The 17,897-nt window shown below is 75.0% G+C and carries 9 protein-coding genes; 8 read left to right on the top strand and 1 reads right to left on the bottom strand.

The genetic code is table 11. The features are described 5' to 3' along the window. Positions 1-64 precede the first annotated feature (64 nt). Positions 65-2,851 (top strand): beta-L-arabinofuranosidase domain-containing protein, encoded by a 2,787-nt coding sequence (locus ACZ7DE_RS23705; protein WP_470764298.1) that lies wholly within the window; start codon positions 65-67, stop codon positions 2,849-2,851. 20 nt (positions 2,852-2,871) lie between these two features. Here the strand turns inward: ACZ7DE_RS23705 and ACZ7DE_RS23700 are convergent, their stop codons facing one another. Next, a complete protein-coding gene (locus ACZ7DE_RS23700) occupies positions 2,872-3,675 on the bottom strand; it encodes a LysR family substrate-binding domain-containing protein (RefSeq protein WP_470764296.1) in 804 nt (267 codons plus the stop codon). A 58-nt stretch (positions 3,676-3,733) separates the two neighbouring features. Between ACZ7DE_RS23700 and ACZ7DE_RS23695 the strand changes: the two genes are divergently transcribed. The 7 genes from ACZ7DE_RS23695 (at position 3,734) to ACZ7DE_RS23665 (ending at position 17,885) form a co-directional block, all read left to right on the top strand. Beyond that, the gene (locus ACZ7DE_RS23695; protein WP_470764294.1) at positions 3,734-4,120 is read left to right on the top strand and encodes a DUF5997 family protein; all 387 of its coding nucleotides are present in this window, start codon (positions 3,734-3,736) and stop codon (positions 4,118-4,120) included. Between the two features lie 213 nt (positions 4,121-4,333). Continuing rightward, a complete protein-coding gene (locus ACZ7DE_RS23690; protein WP_470764292.1) occupies positions 4,334-4,723 on the top strand; it encodes a cold-shock protein in 390 nt (129 codons plus the stop codon). Positions 4,724-5,061: 338 nt separating this feature from the next. Beyond that, the gene (locus tag ACZ7DE_RS23685) at positions 5,062-5,916 is read left to right on the top strand and encodes a DUF4132 domain-containing protein (protein ID WP_470764290.1); all 855 of its coding nucleotides are present in this window, start codon (positions 5,062-5,064) and stop codon (positions 5,914-5,916) included. After that, positions 5,913-10,937, top strand: a complete 5,025-nt coding sequence (locus tag ACZ7DE_RS23680; protein ID WP_470764288.1) for a hypothetical protein — start codon at positions 5,913-5,915, stop codon at positions 10,935-10,937. Before ACZ7DE_RS23685 ends, ACZ7DE_RS23680 begins: the two co-directional genes overlap by 4 nt. A gap of 35 nt (positions 10,938-10,972) precedes the next feature. Continuing rightward, positions 10,973-12,145 carry an ATP-binding protein gene (locus ACZ7DE_RS23675; protein ID WP_470764917.1) on the top strand — a complete coding sequence of 391 codons (1,173 nt, stop codon included), beginning with the start codon at positions 10,973-10,975 and terminating at the stop codon, positions 12,143-12,145. A gap of 5 nt (positions 12,146-12,150) precedes the next feature. Beyond that, positions 12,151-16,041, top strand: coding sequence for a vWA domain-containing protein (locus tag ACZ7DE_RS23670; RefSeq protein ID WP_470764286.1), 3,891 nt, complete (start codon positions 12,151-12,153; stop codon positions 16,039-16,041). Further along, positions 16,038-17,885 (top strand): hypothetical protein, encoded by a 1,848-nt coding sequence (locus ACZ7DE_RS23665; RefSeq protein WP_470764284.1) that lies wholly within the window; start codon positions 16,038-16,040, stop codon positions 17,883-17,885. The genes ACZ7DE_RS23670 and ACZ7DE_RS23665 overlap by 4 nt, the downstream gene beginning before the upstream one ends. Positions 17,886-17,897: the final 12 nt, after the last annotated feature.

The raw sequence follows: 17,897 nt of genomic DNA, 5'->3' as shown, positions 1-17,897 counted from the left end.
CATCGTTCGCAATATCGAACCCAGGGGTGGCGATCTCGATCACCCGTGGACCGGAGGAGCACCCATGGCACCGCCCCTCACCCGACGAACCCTTCTGCGGAGCGCGATGCTCGCGGCGGCCGTCCCCGGGCCGGCCGCCGCTGCGGTCGGCCCGGCCTCGGCGGCATCCCTCCCGCCGTCGGGGGCCCAGACCCTCCAGCCCTTCCCCCTGGAAGCCGTCGCGCTCGGGCCCGGCGTCTTCGCCGCCAAGCGGCAGCTGATGCTGGACCACGCCCGCGGCTACGACGTGAACCGGCTGCTGCAGGTCTTCCGCGCGAACGCCGGCCTGTCCACGCTCGGCGCGGTCGCGCCCGGCGGCTGGGAGGGTCTGGACGGGGAGGCCAACGGCAACCTGCGCGGCCACTACACCGGTCACTTCATGACGATGCTGGCCCAGGCGTACGCGAGCACGGGCGACCAGGTGTTCGCCGACAGGATCCGCACGGCGATCGGCGCGTTGACCGAAGTGCGCGAAGCCCTGCGGCACGACCCCGCCGTCCTGAGCGTCGACGGGAAGTTCGGCACGGCCGCGGAGAACGTCCGCGGTTCCTACCGGTACGTCGACCTGCCCGCCGGCGTCCTCGGCGGCGCCACGGAGCTCACCCTCGCCGCATGGGTGAAACCCGCCCATGACGCCGCCTGGACCCGGATCCTCGACTTCGGCGACGACACGACCCGGTACCTGTACCTGGCCGCCCGCAACGCGAGCGGAGTGCCCCGGTTCGCCATCACGAGCAGCGGTGCGGGCGGGGAGCAGGGGCTCGACGGCGCCGCCCCGCTCGCCATAGGCCGGTGGAGTCATCTCGCGGTGACCCTCGCGGGCGGCACCGGGACCCTCTACGTCGACGGCACGGCCGTGGCCCGCAACACCGCCATGTCCCTCACTCCGGCCGCTCTCGGCGCGCTCGCCGACCACTGGCTCGGCCGGTCCCACTACGCCTCCGACCCCGTCTTCGCGGGCGCTTTCGGCGGCTTCGACGCCTGGTCGCGCGCGCTGACCGCCTCCGAGGTCGCGGCGTTGCAGACCGGCCGGGCCGCCGGCGACCTCGTCTCCTACGCCTTCGAGGAGACGTCGGGGGGCACGTTCGCCGACGCCTCGGGCCGCGGTCTGACGGCCACCCTGCGCCGCACCTGGGGCGGGCCGAGCCATCCCGGGTTCCTGGCGGCCTACCCGGAGACGCAGTTCATCCAGCTGGAGTCGATGACCGGCAGCGACTACACCAGGGTCTGGGCGCCCTACTACACCGCCCACAAGATCCTCAGAGGTCTCCTGGACGCCTATCTCGCGACCGACGACGACCGCGCGCTCGACCTGGCGTCCGGGATGGGCGACTGGATGCACTCGCGGCTGTCCAGGCTTCCCGCGGCCACGCTCCAGCGCATGTGGGGCCTCTTCTCCAGCGGGGAGTTCGGCGGCATCGTCGAGGCGGTCTGCGATCTGCACGCGATCTCCGGCAAGGCCGAACACCTCGCTCTGGCCCGGCTGTTCGACCTCGACCGGCTCATCGACGCGTGCGCCGCGAACACCGACGTCCTCGACGGGCTGCACGCCAACCAGCACATCCCGATCTTCACCGGTCTCGTCCGGCTGTACGACGCGACGGGCGAGGAGCGCTACCTCACCGCCGCGAAGAACTTCTGGCGCATGGTCGTACCGCACCGCATGTACGGCATCGGCGGCACCAGCACCGGTGAGTTCTGGAAGGCGCGGGACGTCATCGCGGGCACGATCGGCGCGAGCACGGCCGAGACCTGCTGCGCGTACAACATGCTGAAACTGAGCCGGACGCTGTTCTTCCACGAGCAGGACCCGGCCTACATGGACTACTACGAGCGGGCCCTGTACAACCAGGTCCTCGGCTCCAAGCAGGACACCGCCGACGCGGAGAAGCCGCTGGTCACGTACTTCATCGGGCTCACACCGGGCCATGTGCGCGACTACACGCCCAAGCAGGGCACGACGTGCTGCGAGGGCACCGGCATGGAGAGCGCCACCAAGTACCAGGACTCGGTGTACTTCAAGGCGGCCGACGGCAGCGCGCTGTACGTCAACCTCTACAGTCCCTCCACGCTGACCTGGGCCGAGAAGGGCGTCACTCTCGCGCAGCGCACCGACTTCGCGCGCGAGCAGGGCAGCACGCTCACCGTCCGCGGACGCACGGCCGCCTTCGCGCTGAGGCTGCGCGTGCCGTCCTGGGCGACGGCCGGCTTCCGGGTGACGGTCAACGGGCGCACGGTCGACGGCACGCCTACGCCCGGCAGCTACTTCACGGTGTCGCGGACCTGGCGCGACGGGGACGTCGTCCGGGTGGCGACGCCGTTCCGGCTGCGGGTGGAGAAGGCGCTCGACGACCCGTCGCTGCAGACCCTGTTCCACGGCCCGTTCAACCTCGTCGCGCGCAACCCCGCCACCGCCCTGCTCAAGTTCGGTCTCTACCGCAACGCGGCCCTCTCCGGGGACCTGCTGCCCTCTCTCGCGCCGGTCGGCGGGAAGCCACTGCACTTCACGCTCGACGGCACCGAGTTCGCCCCGTTCTTCGAGGGCTCCGAGGCCCCGACGCACGCCTACATACGGCGGGCGGAGCCGCGGATCGTCTTCGGGAACGTCGACTCGGGAGTCGCCAACCCGGCGCGGGCGGACGGCGTCACCCTGCTCGACGAGGTGTGGGCGGCGGCTCCGTTCGGCGGGAAGCCGGCGCTGGTGGCGCGGGTGCGCAAGGTGGTGGACGCGTGGGTGGCCGAGGGGCGGCTCGGCGCGGGCGACGCGGAGAAGGCGGTGGACACCGCGCGCAGGGCGACGTACGTCCCCTGACGCGGTCCGTGACGGGGGCGCTACGACCGGCGGCGGGGCTTGCCGCCGCCGGTGCCGCGCCGCCCGCCGGCGCCGCCCTTGGCTCCGCCGCTCTTCGCGCCGCCGCTGCGGCCGCGTGCGCCGGCTCCCCCGGCCGCGCTCTTGCGCGGGGCACCGCCCGGCTGCGGCTTTCGCCGCTCGTCCTTCTTCGTCTGCGCCGCCGGGGCCTGCGGTGCGCGGCCCCGGGTGCTGTTGACCGTGCGGCCCCGGACGATGCCGATGAAGTCCTCGACCAGGTCGGTGGTCGCGTCCTGCGGCCAGGAGAGGGCGACCTCCGACTGGGGGGCGTCGACGAGCGTGCGGTAGGTCAGGTCGCGGCGGTGGTGCAGACGGGCCAGGGACTGCGGGACGACCAGGACGCCGATGTTCGCCGCGACCAGCTCGACGGCGTCCTCGGTGGTCGCGGGGCGCTCGAAGGCGGGCTCGCCGGGCGGCCGCTCCCAGCCGATGACGTCGTCCAGGGGGTGCAGGACCACCTCGTCGGCGAGGTCGTCCAGGGTGATCTCCTCGCCCGCGGTGATCACATGGTCCCTGGGGACCACGACGACCGTCGTCTCGGTGTACAGAGGGATGGCGCTGAACACCGTACGGTCCACCGGGAGGCGTACGAACGCCGCGTCGGCGCCGCCCTCGCGCAAGAGGTCGACCGCCCCGGCGGGGGTCGTCTGAAGGAGGGTGAGAGGGGTGTCGGGCAGGCGTTCCCGCCAGATCCGCACCCATTTGGCGGGCGTCACTCCGGGGACGTACGCGAGCCGGAACGAGAGGGAGTCCGCCGAGTCGGTCATTCCGCCAGGTTACCGGCTGTGGTCGGCGCTCTCCGCAGCGGCCGATACCCTGGACTGCATGAAGTCGCAAGCGAACACCCAGACGATGAAGGCCGCCACCGCGGCGAAGAAGCTGGGTGTGCACCTCCCCGCCACGCCCGCCGAGTTCCAGGAGGGCGTCGTCACGCGCGCCGAGCTGAACGAGCTCCAGGCGAACCCGCCCGAGTGGCTGCGGAAGCTGCGCGAGACCGGACCGCACCCCCGCCCGGTGGTCGCGGCCAAGCTGGGCGTCTCCATCGCGGGCCTGGCCCGCGCCGGGGTGACCGAGGCGCTCACCACCGAGGAGATCGAGGCCATCAAGGACGCCGGGCCGGAGTGGCTGGAGAAGGAGCGCGCCACGCAGGCCGAGGTCCGCAAGGAGACGGTCCGCATCAAGAAGCGCAACGCGGAGCGCGCGCAGTCCTGACCCCGGCAGGCCGGCACGGGACGACGAGCCCGTCGCCGTGCGCCCGGTATGGCGGCGGAACGCCCCGCATCCGGCGGTCCAGGCCGTGACGGCGCCGCTGACCACGCCGTATGTCGCCCGGTGACCGACCGGGAGTCGCCCGGAGACCGTCGCTTTGACTACGATCTGGGCAGGTTCACCGACGTGGGTGTTTCGAGGTTGCTGGGGGTTGGGATGGTTGCCGGTCGTGTGGTGCGCTTCGACAGTCAGCGCGGTTATGGGTTCATCGCGCCCGACGACGGTGGGGAGGACGTCTTCCTGCACGTCAACGACATGCTGATGCCCGAGTCCCAGGTCCGCCGGGGCATCGTGGTGGAGTTCGAGATCGAGGACGGCGAGCGCGGTCCGAAGGCGTCCGGGGTGCGGCTCGCGCGGGGCGCGGACGGCAAGCCCCTGGCCGCCGACGACGACGTCCTGTGCGACGTGCTCAGCACGGAGGAGTTCACCCGGGACGTCACCGAGGCGCTGCTGACGGCGGCGCCCTCGCTCACCGGTGAGCAGATCCTCCAGGTGCGGACCGGGCTCGCGCAGTTCGCGAAGAACCACGGCTGGGTCGAGGGCTGAGCCGACCGGCCGGCGGACGCCGACCGGTCCGCGGTTACGGGCGGCCGTGAGGCCGGATGCCCGGCGCTCCCCTACGGCCGGGACCGTTCGCCGAGGCCCCGCCACCGCCTCCCCCACACTGACGCTCCCCAGCCGCGGCGCCCTCTTCCATGACCGGAACCGCGCTTCGCGCGGACGGCGGCCGGGTCCCGCCGAGAGGCCGGCTGTACGGCGTTGACCTGGCACTTCACCCCGCCGCCCCTCGGCGCACCCGCCGTCCCCCCGCCTCCGGAACCCCGTTGTCAGTGGCCTGATCTACAGTTCCCGTCACTTGATCACAGCGGGTGCGGGAGGCACGCATGGGGTGGGTGTCGGCCGGCGACTACGAAGTCGCCCTAGACGACGGCAAGGTGGTGTGCCGCAACGCGGCCGGTCGGCGGTTGAAGTCCGTGCCGCCCAAGATCGCCGACGAGCCGGCGGTGGTGGGTCTGCGTCAGCTCGTCGAGTGGCTGGAGCGGCACGAGCGCCGGTGTCTGGCCGACGTGGAGCGGTGGATGGTGCGCTCGCTGCCGGTGCCCTTCGCCGTCGTCGCCCGGGTGTGGCCCGACCCCGCCTGGCAGGCGGCCCTGCGCGACCTCGTCGTCACCGGGGCCGACGGCGAGGTGGCGGGCTTCCTGCGGGACGCCGACCCCGAACGCGGCCTCGGCCTGGTCGACCTCGACGGCGACACCGTCCGCATCACCCCCGAGCTCGTCCGGCTCCCGCACCCCGTGCTCCTCGACGACCTGGAGGAGCTGCGGGAGTTCGCCGTCGAACTCGGCGTCGAGCAGCGCGCCCAGCAGCTCTTCCGAGAGGTGTGGCAACGGCCCGCCACCCTCGACGCGCAGGGCACGTCCGTCGAGGAGTACGCGGGCGGCGCCTTCAAGGAACAGCGGTTCCTGCACGGCCGCGTCACCCAGCTCGGCTACCGCGTGCGGGGCGGCCACGCGGTCGTCTCCGTTCTGGAGGACGGCCGCACCGTCGAGGGCCGCGTCTGGGTGGGCGACTACGAGGGCTATGAGGAGGCGGAGACCGGCCCGCTGGTGTTCACCGACTCCGCGGGCCGCACGCTGAAGCTCGGTCAGGTCGGGCCAGTGGCCTGGTCGGAGGGCATGCGCATGGCGGCCGCGCTGTACGCCGGGCGCGACATCGAGGACGAGGAGCGGGCGGCATGACGACCTACGACGAGGCCACCGCGGCCGCGCTGCTCGAGGCGGGCGCGGTCCTGCCCCCGGCCAGCACGACCCGCGAGGACGCCGACACCCTCACCGTCCGCACGTACGGCCATCCCGCGCTGGACGACCGCAGGATCGTGCGGCTCGTGCCGGGCACCCTCGGTGAGGCCGAGGACCTGGCCCTGGACTTCCTCGGACTGGTCCGGGAGGAGGAGACCCCCGAGGTCGGCCAGGTCCGCCGGGAGACGCTCGGGTTCCCGGCCTGGGCACTGGTCAACGACCCCGCCAACGGCCACCACGCGCTGGCGCTGGTCAAGGACGTGGAGCGGCTCGCGCGGCAGGCCAAGTCCCGCCCTGGCACCGCCAAGGAGGGCTTCGAGGAGCTCGGCGCCCGGCTCGGCCGGGCCGTGCCGCACTTCCTGCCCACCTATTACGAGCACGCGGCCCGCGTCTTCCTCCAGCACGAGAACACGACGTACGCCTCCGCCTTCTTCGGCAAGGCCCGCGAGGCCGAGCGGGTGCACGCGCTGAAGGTGGACGAGGAACGGCAGCGGGCCGTGTTCCTGGAGTTCGCCTTCGCCGGCGCGCTGACGGTCAAGGCGCTCAAGGAACACGTCAGGGCCCTCGCCGCACGGCTCGACCCGGCCGCCGCCTGGGCGCAGTTCCGGCAGCTGACCGTGGAGCGCTGCGCGGCCGGGATGCCGCCGTACGCGTCCCTGCCGCAGGACGCGCGCGGGCTGATCAAGGCCGCCGGCCTGGACCGGGTCACCGAGGAGTGCGCCCTGGTCGCCGACCTGCTCGCCTCGCCCGCGGCGGTCCGGGCCCCCGCGTCCTTCTGGAACGCCTACCGGTCGACGCTCGCCGTCCTCGCCGAGCGTCGGCCCGACGTGCGCCGACGACTGCTGGAGATCATGCCGGCCGGGCTGGGCCGTTCCGTCGAGGACGACGAGTTCTGGCTCGCGCTGCTCGCGGAGTGCGGGGCCGACCTGCTCCTGACCGGTGAGACGGCGACCGACGTGGACGCGGCGGACGTGGACGCGGCGGACTGGCTCGGCCGGTGGGCCCTGCACCGCAAGCACGGCGGCAACGTCAGCGACCGCTCTCCGGCCACCCTCGCCCTCGTGGAGCGCATGGCTCCCCGGCTGCGCGACCAGGGCCGTCCGGTCGACCTGTGCACCGGCCGCTGGCACGCCGGCGCCGACCTCGATCTGCTGGACCTGTGCGTGGCGCAGGGCGTGCCGCTCGCCCTGCCCGGCCCCGACCAGGTCGTCTTCCTCTCCCTGGACCGCTGGCTGCGCGAACCCAGGCCCGGTCGGCGCGACCTGACGGCGACCGCGGCGGACCCGCGCTTCCGGCGGCTGCTGTACACCGACATCGGCACCGTGGGCGGCTACCGCCCCGCGCCCGAGGTCCTGGAGGGCCTGGCCGCCCACCCCGTGCTCAGCGACGTACTGCGGGAGTGGCTGGACGACGCGGCAGGGGAGCTGACCTCGGCGGTCGGCCTGCCCGCCGCGCGGGCGGCGCTGGAACGGCTGCGCCCCTTCCGCTCGGTGGCCGCCCGGGTCGGTCCGGCGGCCGTGGCCGCGGTCGCCGCGCGCGAGGTCGCGCCGCTGCTCGGGCACACGCTGCGCGCGGGCGTCCTGGACGAACTGGGCTGGCCCGCGCTCGACGAGGCGCTGCGCCGGATCGACGCCGAGACCAGGGCCGGCAGCGACCACGAGAACCCGATGACCGTCCAGGAGGCGTGGCCCGCGCTGATCGTCTCCCGTGAGCACAAGGTGTTCGTCGTCGGCCCGGAGGAGATCCTGCTGGAGCACGACCTGCGGCTGCCCGTGACCCCGGACCGCTGGCATCGTCCGTCGTTCCGCTTCACGGACGGCGAACTGCTGGTGATGTGGCGGCACGAGGGCAAGCAGTTCGGCTACTGGTCCGCCCGCCCGGCCGACGTGTTCACGCTCGGCGGCGAACAGATCCCCCACTACTGGTACGGCGGCAGCGAGGCCGGCACCCCCTCGATCCCGCTGCCCGGCGGCGGCCGGGCCTGCGGCGGGCGCACCCTGCACGCGGGCGACACCGTGCTGCCCGCCGGCCGCCGCGTCATCGGCGACGGCACCTCGTACTGGCGTCAGGGCCGGCAGGGCCGGCAGCAGGTGTGGCTCGAGTACGACCCGGCCACCGGCACGCACGGGCGGGCCTCGCTGCCCGCGTTCCTGCGGTCCGGCATCCGTGAGGACGCCACTTTGGTGCAGGAGGAGTGCCAAGTGCTGCCGCTCCAACCGGGCCTGGAGCACAGCCCGTTCGGAACGGACGGCACGGTCCTCGGCCGCTGGGTGCGCACCCGGGGCGAGGGCGCCGAGGCCTGTACGGTCGCCGGCACGCCGGACGGCCGGACCGTCACCCTGCCCTGGGCAGACGGCCGGGCCCCGGGTGTCCTGCTCGGTGCGCTGCGGCTGCCCGGCGGGGCCGAACCCGTCGCGGTCCGTCTGCACCGGCAGATCGCCCTGTACGCGGGCGACGACACCTCCGCCGCCGGGGAACTGGGCCGGGTGACGCCGATGGAACGCGGCGGCGAGTTCGCCGCTGGCACCCGGTTCGTCCCGCCGGTCGACTTCTGGCACGCGCTGCGCCCTCGCGACGAGCGCGCGTCGGCCGTCCTGCGTGCGCTGACCGACGAGCAGGCCGACGGGATCGTGCGAGACGCGACGCAGGCGCTCGCCGTGCGGCGGGCGAAGCTGGCCGCGGCAGGAGCGGTCGACGGAACGGAGGCGAGCCGGGCCGTGGTCCCGACGGCCGACGAGGTCGTCCAGGAGATCGTGTCCCGCTCCCTGCCCGCCCTCGGCGACAGCAGGCTCGTCGTGGGCGTCGCCGCACTCGTGCGCGCGGTGCTCCAGCTCGCGGAGTCGACCGCCGCGTTCGTGGCGCCTCCGGTCGTCCGCCCGAAGGCGGAGAGCAGCCGGGTCCGCGGCATGTTCGCGGATCTCGCGCCCGAGCACGGCGACGACCAGACACTGCGCGAGGCCACCGCCGGCCTGGCCGAACTGCACGGCTGGTGGGGCAGCGAGACACGCTGGACCGCGCTGCGGCAGATCCGCGCCGTGAACCACGTGCTGTCCGGGAATCCGGCCGACGGCAAGCCGCTGCCCGAGGCCTCACGGCCGGCCGGCGGCGCCGACGGCTGGCGCAGCGACGAGTTCACCGTTCCGGGCATCGGCCTGGTGTGGACGCCCGTGCTGGACGTGCTGCGCCCGCTCGCCTACCGCGCCGCCGCCCCCACGGTCACCGTGGAGCACCGCGAGGCGTTGCTCCTGCTGCTCGAGGCGATCGCCGACGGGCCCCTGGCCACGCCCTCCGGCGCGCTGCGCCAGGTCGTGCTGAGCGAACCGCACGACAAGCAGGAGCGGATCGGCCAGGTGCTGCGCCGGGACGGCCGTACCGTCGTCGTCCTCGGCTGCCAGAGCCTCGACCGGCAGGCCGGGCGGGTGCACTGGCTCGCCCTGGACCACGACCCCGCCGCCGCGTTCGGCGCGATCGCCCACTTCACTCTGGTGCGCGAGAGCGCCCATCCGGCGGTGTTCCCCGCGGACGCGCTGGCGGCCGTCACCGGGCTCGTCCGGGACAAGGGTCCGGCCCCCTGGCAGCCGGAGGCGCCCGCCGCACTGGCCGCGGCGACGGACGGCGGCCTGGGGCCCGTGCAGGCGGCGCTGCTGCTCGCCGGCAAGCCGCCCCAGCTCACCGACGAGGTGATCGCCGCCACCGGGCTGAAGCCGCGTCAGAAGCAGCTCGGGGACACGCTGCTGACGTCGGTCGACAGTGGCGACCGGGCGGCACTCGTCGGTGCGCTGCTGCCCCAGGCCCCCGGCGATCTGTGGACGTCCGGGCCGGACACCGGGGCGGCGCAGCGGGTGTGGGCCGAGCGGCTCGCCGGAGTCGTCCGGCTGCCGGAGGACCTCGTCGGAGAACTCACCCTGGACGGCCTGCCCACCGGGTCGGCCGAGGAAATCCTCAATCCCCGGCTCACCCCGTGGATCAGCCGTACCACGGTCCAGCGGACGGACAAGGACGGCAATCTCGTCGCGGAGGACCCCACGGCGCTGCCCGGCCGGTACGACCTGACGCGTGGCGTGGCCGCCCTGGCCGGGCTCGCCTACTCCCTGCCGTACGGGCACCCGCTGCGGGCCGTCCTGCCGGCGAGCCTGGCCGCGCTGCGCCGCCGGGTCGCCGATCCGGGGCTGCTGCTCGAACTGGACATCGCCTGGACGGACAAGGGCTCCTCGACCGCCGTCGAGCTGCGCAAGGCCTACGGACTGCCCGCGACCGGTGGCGCCGACGAGCAGGGTCTGACGCACGCCGGCGAGGCGCTCGTGCTGCGGCCCTGGTACGGCGACCAGGAGACCGTCCTGGTGCGGCCCGGCGCGCTCGGCGGCCCCGACGACCCCGTGTTCGAGCTGGTCGAGGGGCTCGTCGGGCCGGGCCGTGGCCAGGGCATACGGGCCCTGCGGACGCTCCTCGGCCAGGAGCTCGCCGACGCGCTCGCGGCCGGGACCGATCCACGTGGACCGTCCGGCTACGCCCAGGACCCGAACGTGAGCGTGCCCGGCCTGGTCGGCGAGGTCGCCGCGCAGCACGGCCTGGGCCAGGACGCGGCGGCGCTCTACCTCCAGTTGCTGGCCCTTCCGGACCCGACGGACCGCAACTGCGCCCGGTGGACCGGCTGGAAGCCCGCCCGGATGAAGAAGGCCTGCGCCGAACTCGCGGCGAGCGACCTGGTCGTGGAGGCCAAACGGCCGCGCGCCGGCCGCACCCTGTTCCTGCCCTGCGGCTGGCTCGACCTGAAGTCCCCCGCGCTGCCGGTGGAGATCTGGAAGGAGAGCCTCTACCCGGTCCGCCCCCATGTGCGCGCCGTGCCCCTGGTCCCGGTGGCCGAGCTGTTCACGCGTGCGTGGGGCCGCGTCCGCTCCGGTGACGCCCCCGCCTACGAGGAGCTCACCACCCGCGCCACCCGCAAGGGCCGCCGCCGATGACCACCGTCCCCACCCACCTGGAAGAACGCGCGCCGATGACCGCCACCGCCCTGTCCCCCGACCCCGTGCGCCAGATCGTCCCGCCCGAGGACCGGTACGCCGCCGAACTGGCCTTCCTGGCCGCCTACGACGACGGGCCGCGACCGCCCGCCTGGCGGCTCACCCCGCGTGCCGTCGTCACGTTCGTCATGGGCAGCGGCGGCCGGGCCCTGAAGCTGCCCGAAAGCGCCGAGACGCCGGAGGGGGCGCCGCGCCGGCTGGTGATCCAGGGCAAGTTCGTCGGCGACCGGGCGCTGGTGGAGCGGTGCGTGGTCACGCTCGCCGGCGAACGCGGACTGCTGCTCGTCGGCGAGCCCGGCACCGCCAAGTCCATGCTGTCCGAGCTGCTGTCCACCGCCGTGTGCGGCACCAGCGGCCTGGTCGTGCAGGGTACGGCGGGCACGACGGAGGACCAGCTCAAGTACGGCTGGAACTACGCCCTGTTGCTGGCACAGGGGCCGAGCCGGCAGGCGCTGGTGCCCTCGCCGGTGCTCACCGCCATGTCCCGCGGCGCGATCGCCCGGGTCGAGGAGGTCACCCGCTGTCTGCCCGAGGTGCAGGACTCCCTGGTCTCACTGTTGTCGGAGCGGCGCATCGCGGTGCCCGAACTGGCGGGCACACCGGAGGCGTTGGCGCATGCGGCGCCCGGCTTCAACCTGATCGCCACGGCCAACCTGCGCGACAAGGGCGTCTCGGAGATGTCCGCGGCCCTCAAGCGCCGCTTCAACTTCGAGACGGTCGGCCCGATTCCGGACCTGGACGCGGAGACCGCGCTGGTGCGCAGCCAGGCCCGGGCCTCCGTGGAGCGCTCCGGTGCGCCCTTCCAGGTCGACGACGCCGTGCTGGAGGCGCTGGTCACGGCCTTCCGCGACCTGCGTGAGGGGCGGTCCGCCGAAGGCTGGGAGGTGGAGCGGCCGTCGACGGTGATGAGCACCGCCGAGGCCGTGTCGGTGGCGGGCGCGCTGGCGCTCGCGGCGGCCTACTTCCCCGGGGACCGTGACGTTCTGGGCCTGTTGCCGGGCCATATGCTCGGCGTGGTCCGCAAGGACGACCCCGCCGACGCGGCCCGGTTGCGCGGGTACTGGGACGGGCCCGTCCGCCGCCGCGCCGAGCAGGGTTCCGCCACCTGGCGCACCCTGTGGGAGCTGCGCACGGTGCTGGAGGGCTGACGGCCGTGTCCCTCCACCCCACCGCCCCGGGCGCCGTGGACGAGGCGCTCGCCGCGCTCACCGACCCGGCCGCGCCCTACCTCGTCGGCGTACGGCACCACGCGCCCTCCCTGGCCGCCGCCGTGCCCGCGCTGCTGGACGAGGCGAAGCCGGACGTGCTGCTCGTCGAGCTGCCGGCCGAGATGCAGGAATGGCTGCCCTGGCTCGGGCACGAGGAGACGCGCGCCCCAATCGCGCTCGCCGCCGCGCCCGGTGACGCCAGGGGCGGCGGGAGCCCGGCGTTCTACCCGTTCGCCGACTTCTCCCCCGAGCTTGCGGCCGTGCGCTGGGCCGCGCGGCACGACGTCCCCGTGATCGCCTGCGACCTGCCCCTCGCCGACCGGGCGTGGGGCGACGAGCGTGGCGGCGCGGTCGCGGGACAGTCCCTCGGGCTCACCGGGGCGCTGCGGTCCCGGCTGACGGGCCGTCCGGGGGACGATCTGTGGGACCGGCTCGTCGAGGCGGCCGCCCCTGGCTCGCCGCCCGAGGCCCTGCGCCGGGCGGCGCTGCTGACGGGGTGGGCGCTGCGCGAGGAGGCGGTCTCCTCGGGCGGGGTGGCCGAGCTGGACCTGCGGCGGGAGCGGTGGATGCGGTCCCGGATCGCCGAGGCCACAGCGCACGGCGAAAGGGCCGCCGTGCTCGTCGGCGCCTTCCACGCGCCGGCGTTGACGGGAGCGGCCCCGGACCGGCCGTCCGCCCCGGCTGCGGCCGTCGGCGCCGACAGCACCGACAGCACCGACAGCACCGACAGCACCGACAGCACCGACAGCACGAACGGGCGGGGTGACGTCGTCGCAGCGAGGCCGGACTCCTGGGTCACCTCTCTGATTCCGTACGCCTACGGCCTGTTGGACGCGCGGTCCGGGTATCCGGCCGGGATCCGGGACCCCGAGTGGCAGGACATGGTGCTGCACGCGGCCGGGGATCCCGAGGCGTTGGAGGAGGCGCTGACGCGGGCGGCCGTGCGGGTGTGCGCGGAGCTGCGAGGCCTGGGGCATCCGTCCGGGCCGGCCGACGCACGGGAGATCAGTCGGCTGGCCTCGGACCTGGCCCGGCTGCGCGGGCTGCCGGCGGCGGGGCGGGGCGAGTTGGTCGAGGCGGTGCAGACCGTCCTCGCACAAGGTGAGCCGTACGGGCGGGGCCGGGCCGTCGCGCGGGCGATGGAGCGGGTGCTGGTCGGCACCCGAACCGGTCGGCCGGCGCCGGGCGCGCCGCGCAGCGGACTCGCCCCGGCGGTCGAGGCCGAGGTGGCCGCGCTGGGGCTGCCGGGGCCGGAGAGCTCCTCCGGCACGGCCCGCGATCTACGGCTCGACCCGCTGCGGTCCGACCTCGACCGGCGCCGTGAGCTGCTGCTGCGCAGGCTGACGGTGTGCGGGGTGCCCTACGGGGAGGCGAAGGAGGTCGTCGGCGCCGGCGGCGCACAGGCTCTCACCTCCCGCTGGGAGGTGCGCTGGACGCCGGCCACGGCGGCCGTGCTGACCTCGGCCGGGGTGCGTGGCGTCACCGCCGCCCAGGCCGCCGAGGGCGTGCTGCGGGAACAACGACGCACCGAGCGGGACGCGGGCGGTTCGACGGCCGCGCAGGTCCTGCGGGGGCTCGAGGAAGCCGCGGAGTGCGGGCTTGAGGTCCTCACGGACGAGCGGCTCGACGACGTCGCCGAGGTGCTGCCGCAGGCCGGCACGCTGCCTGAACTCCTCGCCGCTCTGGCCCTGTCGGACCGGCTGCGGGCCGGTCATGTGCCGGGGCTCGGCCCCGACGAGGGCCGTGCGGCCCGAGCCGCGGCCGTCGCCGAACTGCTCACCTCGGCGGCGGTGCGGCAGGTCGACGGCCTGGCCGGCGCCGAGGACCCGGCCGACGCCCACGCCCTGCTCGAACTCGCCCACCGGGCCGATCTGTTGGGCGGCATCCGGCTCACCGACGCCCTCGCCCGACTGGCCGCCGAAGGCTCCCCGCTGATGCGCGGAGCAGCCGGAGCCGTCCGGGTGCTGCTCGGCCAGGAGGACGCCCGGGGCTTCGGCGACCGGGTCGCGTCCTGGGTCGACGGCGCGGTCGACCCCGACTCCCGGTCCAGCCTGACCGCCCGGCTCGGCGGCCTGCTGACCGCGGCCGGTCCGCTGCTGGAGGCCGCGGCGCCGGCCCTGGAGCCCCTGCTCGACCGCGTCTCGGAGCTGCCGGACCGCGAGTTCCTGGACCGGCTGCCGGCGCTGCGGGGCGGGTTCGAGACCCTGAGCCCCGCGGCCCGTGACCGTCTCCTGGCCTCCGTCGAAGAGCGACTGGGCGCCGGACACGTGTCCGACACCGACGGCCTCGACCCGGCCGCGCTCGCCGCCTGGGCCGGGGCGGATCTCGCCGCCCGGGCCGCCCTGCGGTCGCTGGGACTGCTGCCCACGCAGCGCGTCGCCGCACACGCGCCCACCCCGGCGGCCGTCCCGCACGAGGCCGGTTTCCCCGGGGACGACTCCGTGGAAGGTCGCGGAGAGGGGGCCGTCGCCGGTCGTGAAGAGGACGCCGTCGCAGGTCATGAGGGCGCCGGCGTCCCCGGTGGTGAAGACGGTGGCGTCTCCGGTCGTGAAGAGGACGCCGTCGCAGGTCATGAGGGCGTCGGCGTCCCCGGTGGTGAAGACGGTGGCGTCTCCGGTCGTGAAGGCGGTGGCGTCCCCGGTGGTGAAGGCGGTGGCGTCTCCGGTGATGAAGGCGGCGCGGCCGCAGCCCGGGGGCAGTGGGGGCAGGGCGCTGGGGAGGAGGAGCGTCTCCTCGTCCCCGCCGACCGTTGGCGGCTCGTACTGGGCCGGCGCAGCGACCGGCTCCCGTCCAGCGTCCGCTCGTTGGCCACGGCTCTGGACGAGCTGTACGGCAGCGGACGCGGCGAGGGCAGCCGAGGGGATCTCACCGGTCCGGGAAGCGGCGGCGGCCGGGACATGCCGTATCCCGGGGTGCGCGAGTGGTCGCAGGAGCTGGCCGCGCTCTTCGGGCCGGGCATCCGGGAAGAGGTGCTGGCGGCGGCAGCCGCGTCGGGCCGCAAGGACGTGCTCGCGGAACTGGACGCCGACAGTGTGCGCCCCTCGGTCGATCTGCTGCGCACGGTGCTGCGGCACGCGGGCGGGCTCCCCGAAGCCCGGCTGGCCGCGCTGCGTCCGCTCGTGCGGCGGCTCGTCGAGGCGCTCACCCGGCAGTTGGCCACCCGGCTCCGTCCGGCGCTGCACGGCACGGCCCTGCCGCGCCCCAGTCGGCGTCCCGGCGGCGGCCTGGACCTGCCCCGCACGCTGCGCGCCAACCTGGCGACGGCGCGGCGCGGCCCGGACGGCACCGTCCAGGTCGTCCCCGAGCACCCGGTGTTCCGGTCGCGAGCGCGACGGGCGGCCGACTGGCGGCTGATCCTGGTCACGGACGTGTCGGGGTCCATGGAGGCGTCCACCGTGTGGGCGGCGCTGACCGCCTCGGTGCTGGCCGGGGTACCTACCCTGTCCACGCACTTCCTGGCCTTCTCCACCGAGGTCATCGACCTCACCGGGCATGTCGAGGACCCGTTGTCGCTGCTCCTCGAGGTCAGCGTGGGCGGCGGAACGCACATCGCGGCGGGACTGCGGCACGCCCGCGAGCTGGTCACCGTGCCGTCGCGGACCCTGGTGGTGGTGGTCAGCGACTTCGAGGAGGGGTATCCGCTCGGCGGGCTGCTCGCCGAGGTGCGTGCGCTGGTGGGGGCGGGCTGCCATGTGCTGGGCTGCGCGAGCCTCGACGACACCGGTCGGCCGCGCTACTCCACGGGCGTCGCGGGCCGGCTCGTCGCCGCGGGGATGCCCGTCGCCGCCCTCAGTCCGCTCGAACTCGCCCGCTGGGTAGGGGAGAAGATCGCATGAGCCAGGACCAGTTGCCGCCGGTCGCGCCGTCGGTCACCGCCGAACTGGTCGAGGCCCTTTCTCCCCGGCTGCGCAAGCGGCTGGACGCGGGCATCGCCAAGCTGGCGGCTCGTCCGGTCGTCCGCGAGGGCGACATCGTACGGATCGCCGTGGACGACGACACCGACCTCGAACTCCACCTGACCGGCGGCGCGGTGACCAGCGCGGACGCGGTCCGCTGCGGGTGTCTGCTCGCCCCGGACTGTCTGCACCGCGCGGCGGCGGCCTCGTCCGCACCGGTCGCCGACGCCACTCCGGCCGACTCACCGTCGTCCGCGTCCGCGTCCGTGTCCACGTCCACGTCCGGGTCCGGGGCCACGTCCGGGTCCCGGGCCACGTCGGTGCATGCACCCGGGCCCGGGCACGCACCTGCGCGGGAGGGCGGCTCCGCAGGCGGAGAGGCGATGGACCCCGCGCGGGACGAGACAGCCACTCCCGGCCAACTCGCCGCAGCACGGGCCGTGTACGACGCAGCCGGCGCCGTGCTCGAAGCCGGCACGGACGGGTCCGGCGCCGTGCTCCAGGCGGAGCTCCTGCGCGCCGCGCACACCGCGCGGCTCGCGGGGCTCCCCCGGGCCGCCGCCTCGGCGGTCTCCGTGGTCAACGGGGTCCGCGCGGCCCGCTCCGCCGACCCCTCCCACCGGCTGCCCGAACTGGTCGACGCGCTGCGCACCGTCCTCGGCGTGGCCCACCGGCTGCCGTTCGCGAGCGGACCGCAACTGGCCGAGCTGCGCGGCACCGTACGGCAGCCGTACACCCCGGACGGCTCGCTGCGCCTGTACGGGCTGTTCTCCGAGCCCGTCCTGACGGCCACCGGCTACGCGGGCGCGGTCACCTGGACCGCCGACGCCGAAGGCCGCTTGTACACGGTCTCCGACGTGGCGCCGGGCGGCCCCGGCCGGGCGACCGGCGCCGCCGACCGCGCCGTGCGCCTCGGCGACACCTCTCTGACGCACCGTGAACTGTCGCGCGCGGGGCTCGCGGTCTCCGGCGCGACCGTCTCCCCGACCGGTCGGCTGGGCGCGGGGGCCGGCGTGCGGGCGGTGCGCGCCGGCGGGGCCGCCTGGAACGCCGAACCGCTCGACCGGCTGTGGGCGACACCCGTCGCCGAACAGGTCGGCCGCGCCCTGAACGGTGGCCATGACCTGCTCTTCCTGGAGGTCGCCCTGGCGGGCACGGTGCGTGAGGCGACGGGCGACTGCCTGCTGGCCGAGTGCGCCGGTCTCACCCTGCGCCTCGCGACCGCCCACGACGACCCGGCGCTGCCGTACCGCGACAACCTCCGCCTGCTGACCGCCGCCCGGGGCAGCCGGCTGCGGATCGTGGCCCGGCTCGCTCCCGGCCCGCTGCCGCGCGCCCTGCTGCTCGCCGTCGAACACCCCGCCGACCCCGAAGCGCGGGTCGACCTGGGTCTGGACCGCCTCCAGCACGCTGATCTGCCCACCGCGACGGGCCGTCCGGTCGCCGCGCCCGTGGTGGACGAGGCCCCGCTGCACCTCCTGCGCCGCCGGGTGCACCAGGCCGTCTCCGGGGGCCGCCGGGTGCTGGCCTTCCCGGACGGCGGGGCGGGCGACGGCACGCGTCTGCGTCGCGTCGGCCTGGGCACGGCGGCCGACCTTCTCCACGAGCTGCACGCGGCCGCGTCGGACCGGTCCCGCGACGCGTTCGGCCGCCTGCTCCCCACCGACACCGGCCGCTTCGCCCGGGCCTGGCTGGCCGCGTCGACGTACACGGCCGAGGTCGAACGGGCGCTGTGCGCCGCGGCGTGGGGTGCGAGCAGCGAGGCGGTGGCGACCTCTCGCTGAAACACGGCCATC

Source organism: Streptomyces sp. NPDC037083 (assembly GCF_055606485.1).
This window is presented reverse-complemented; position numbering and strand designations above follow the sequence as displayed.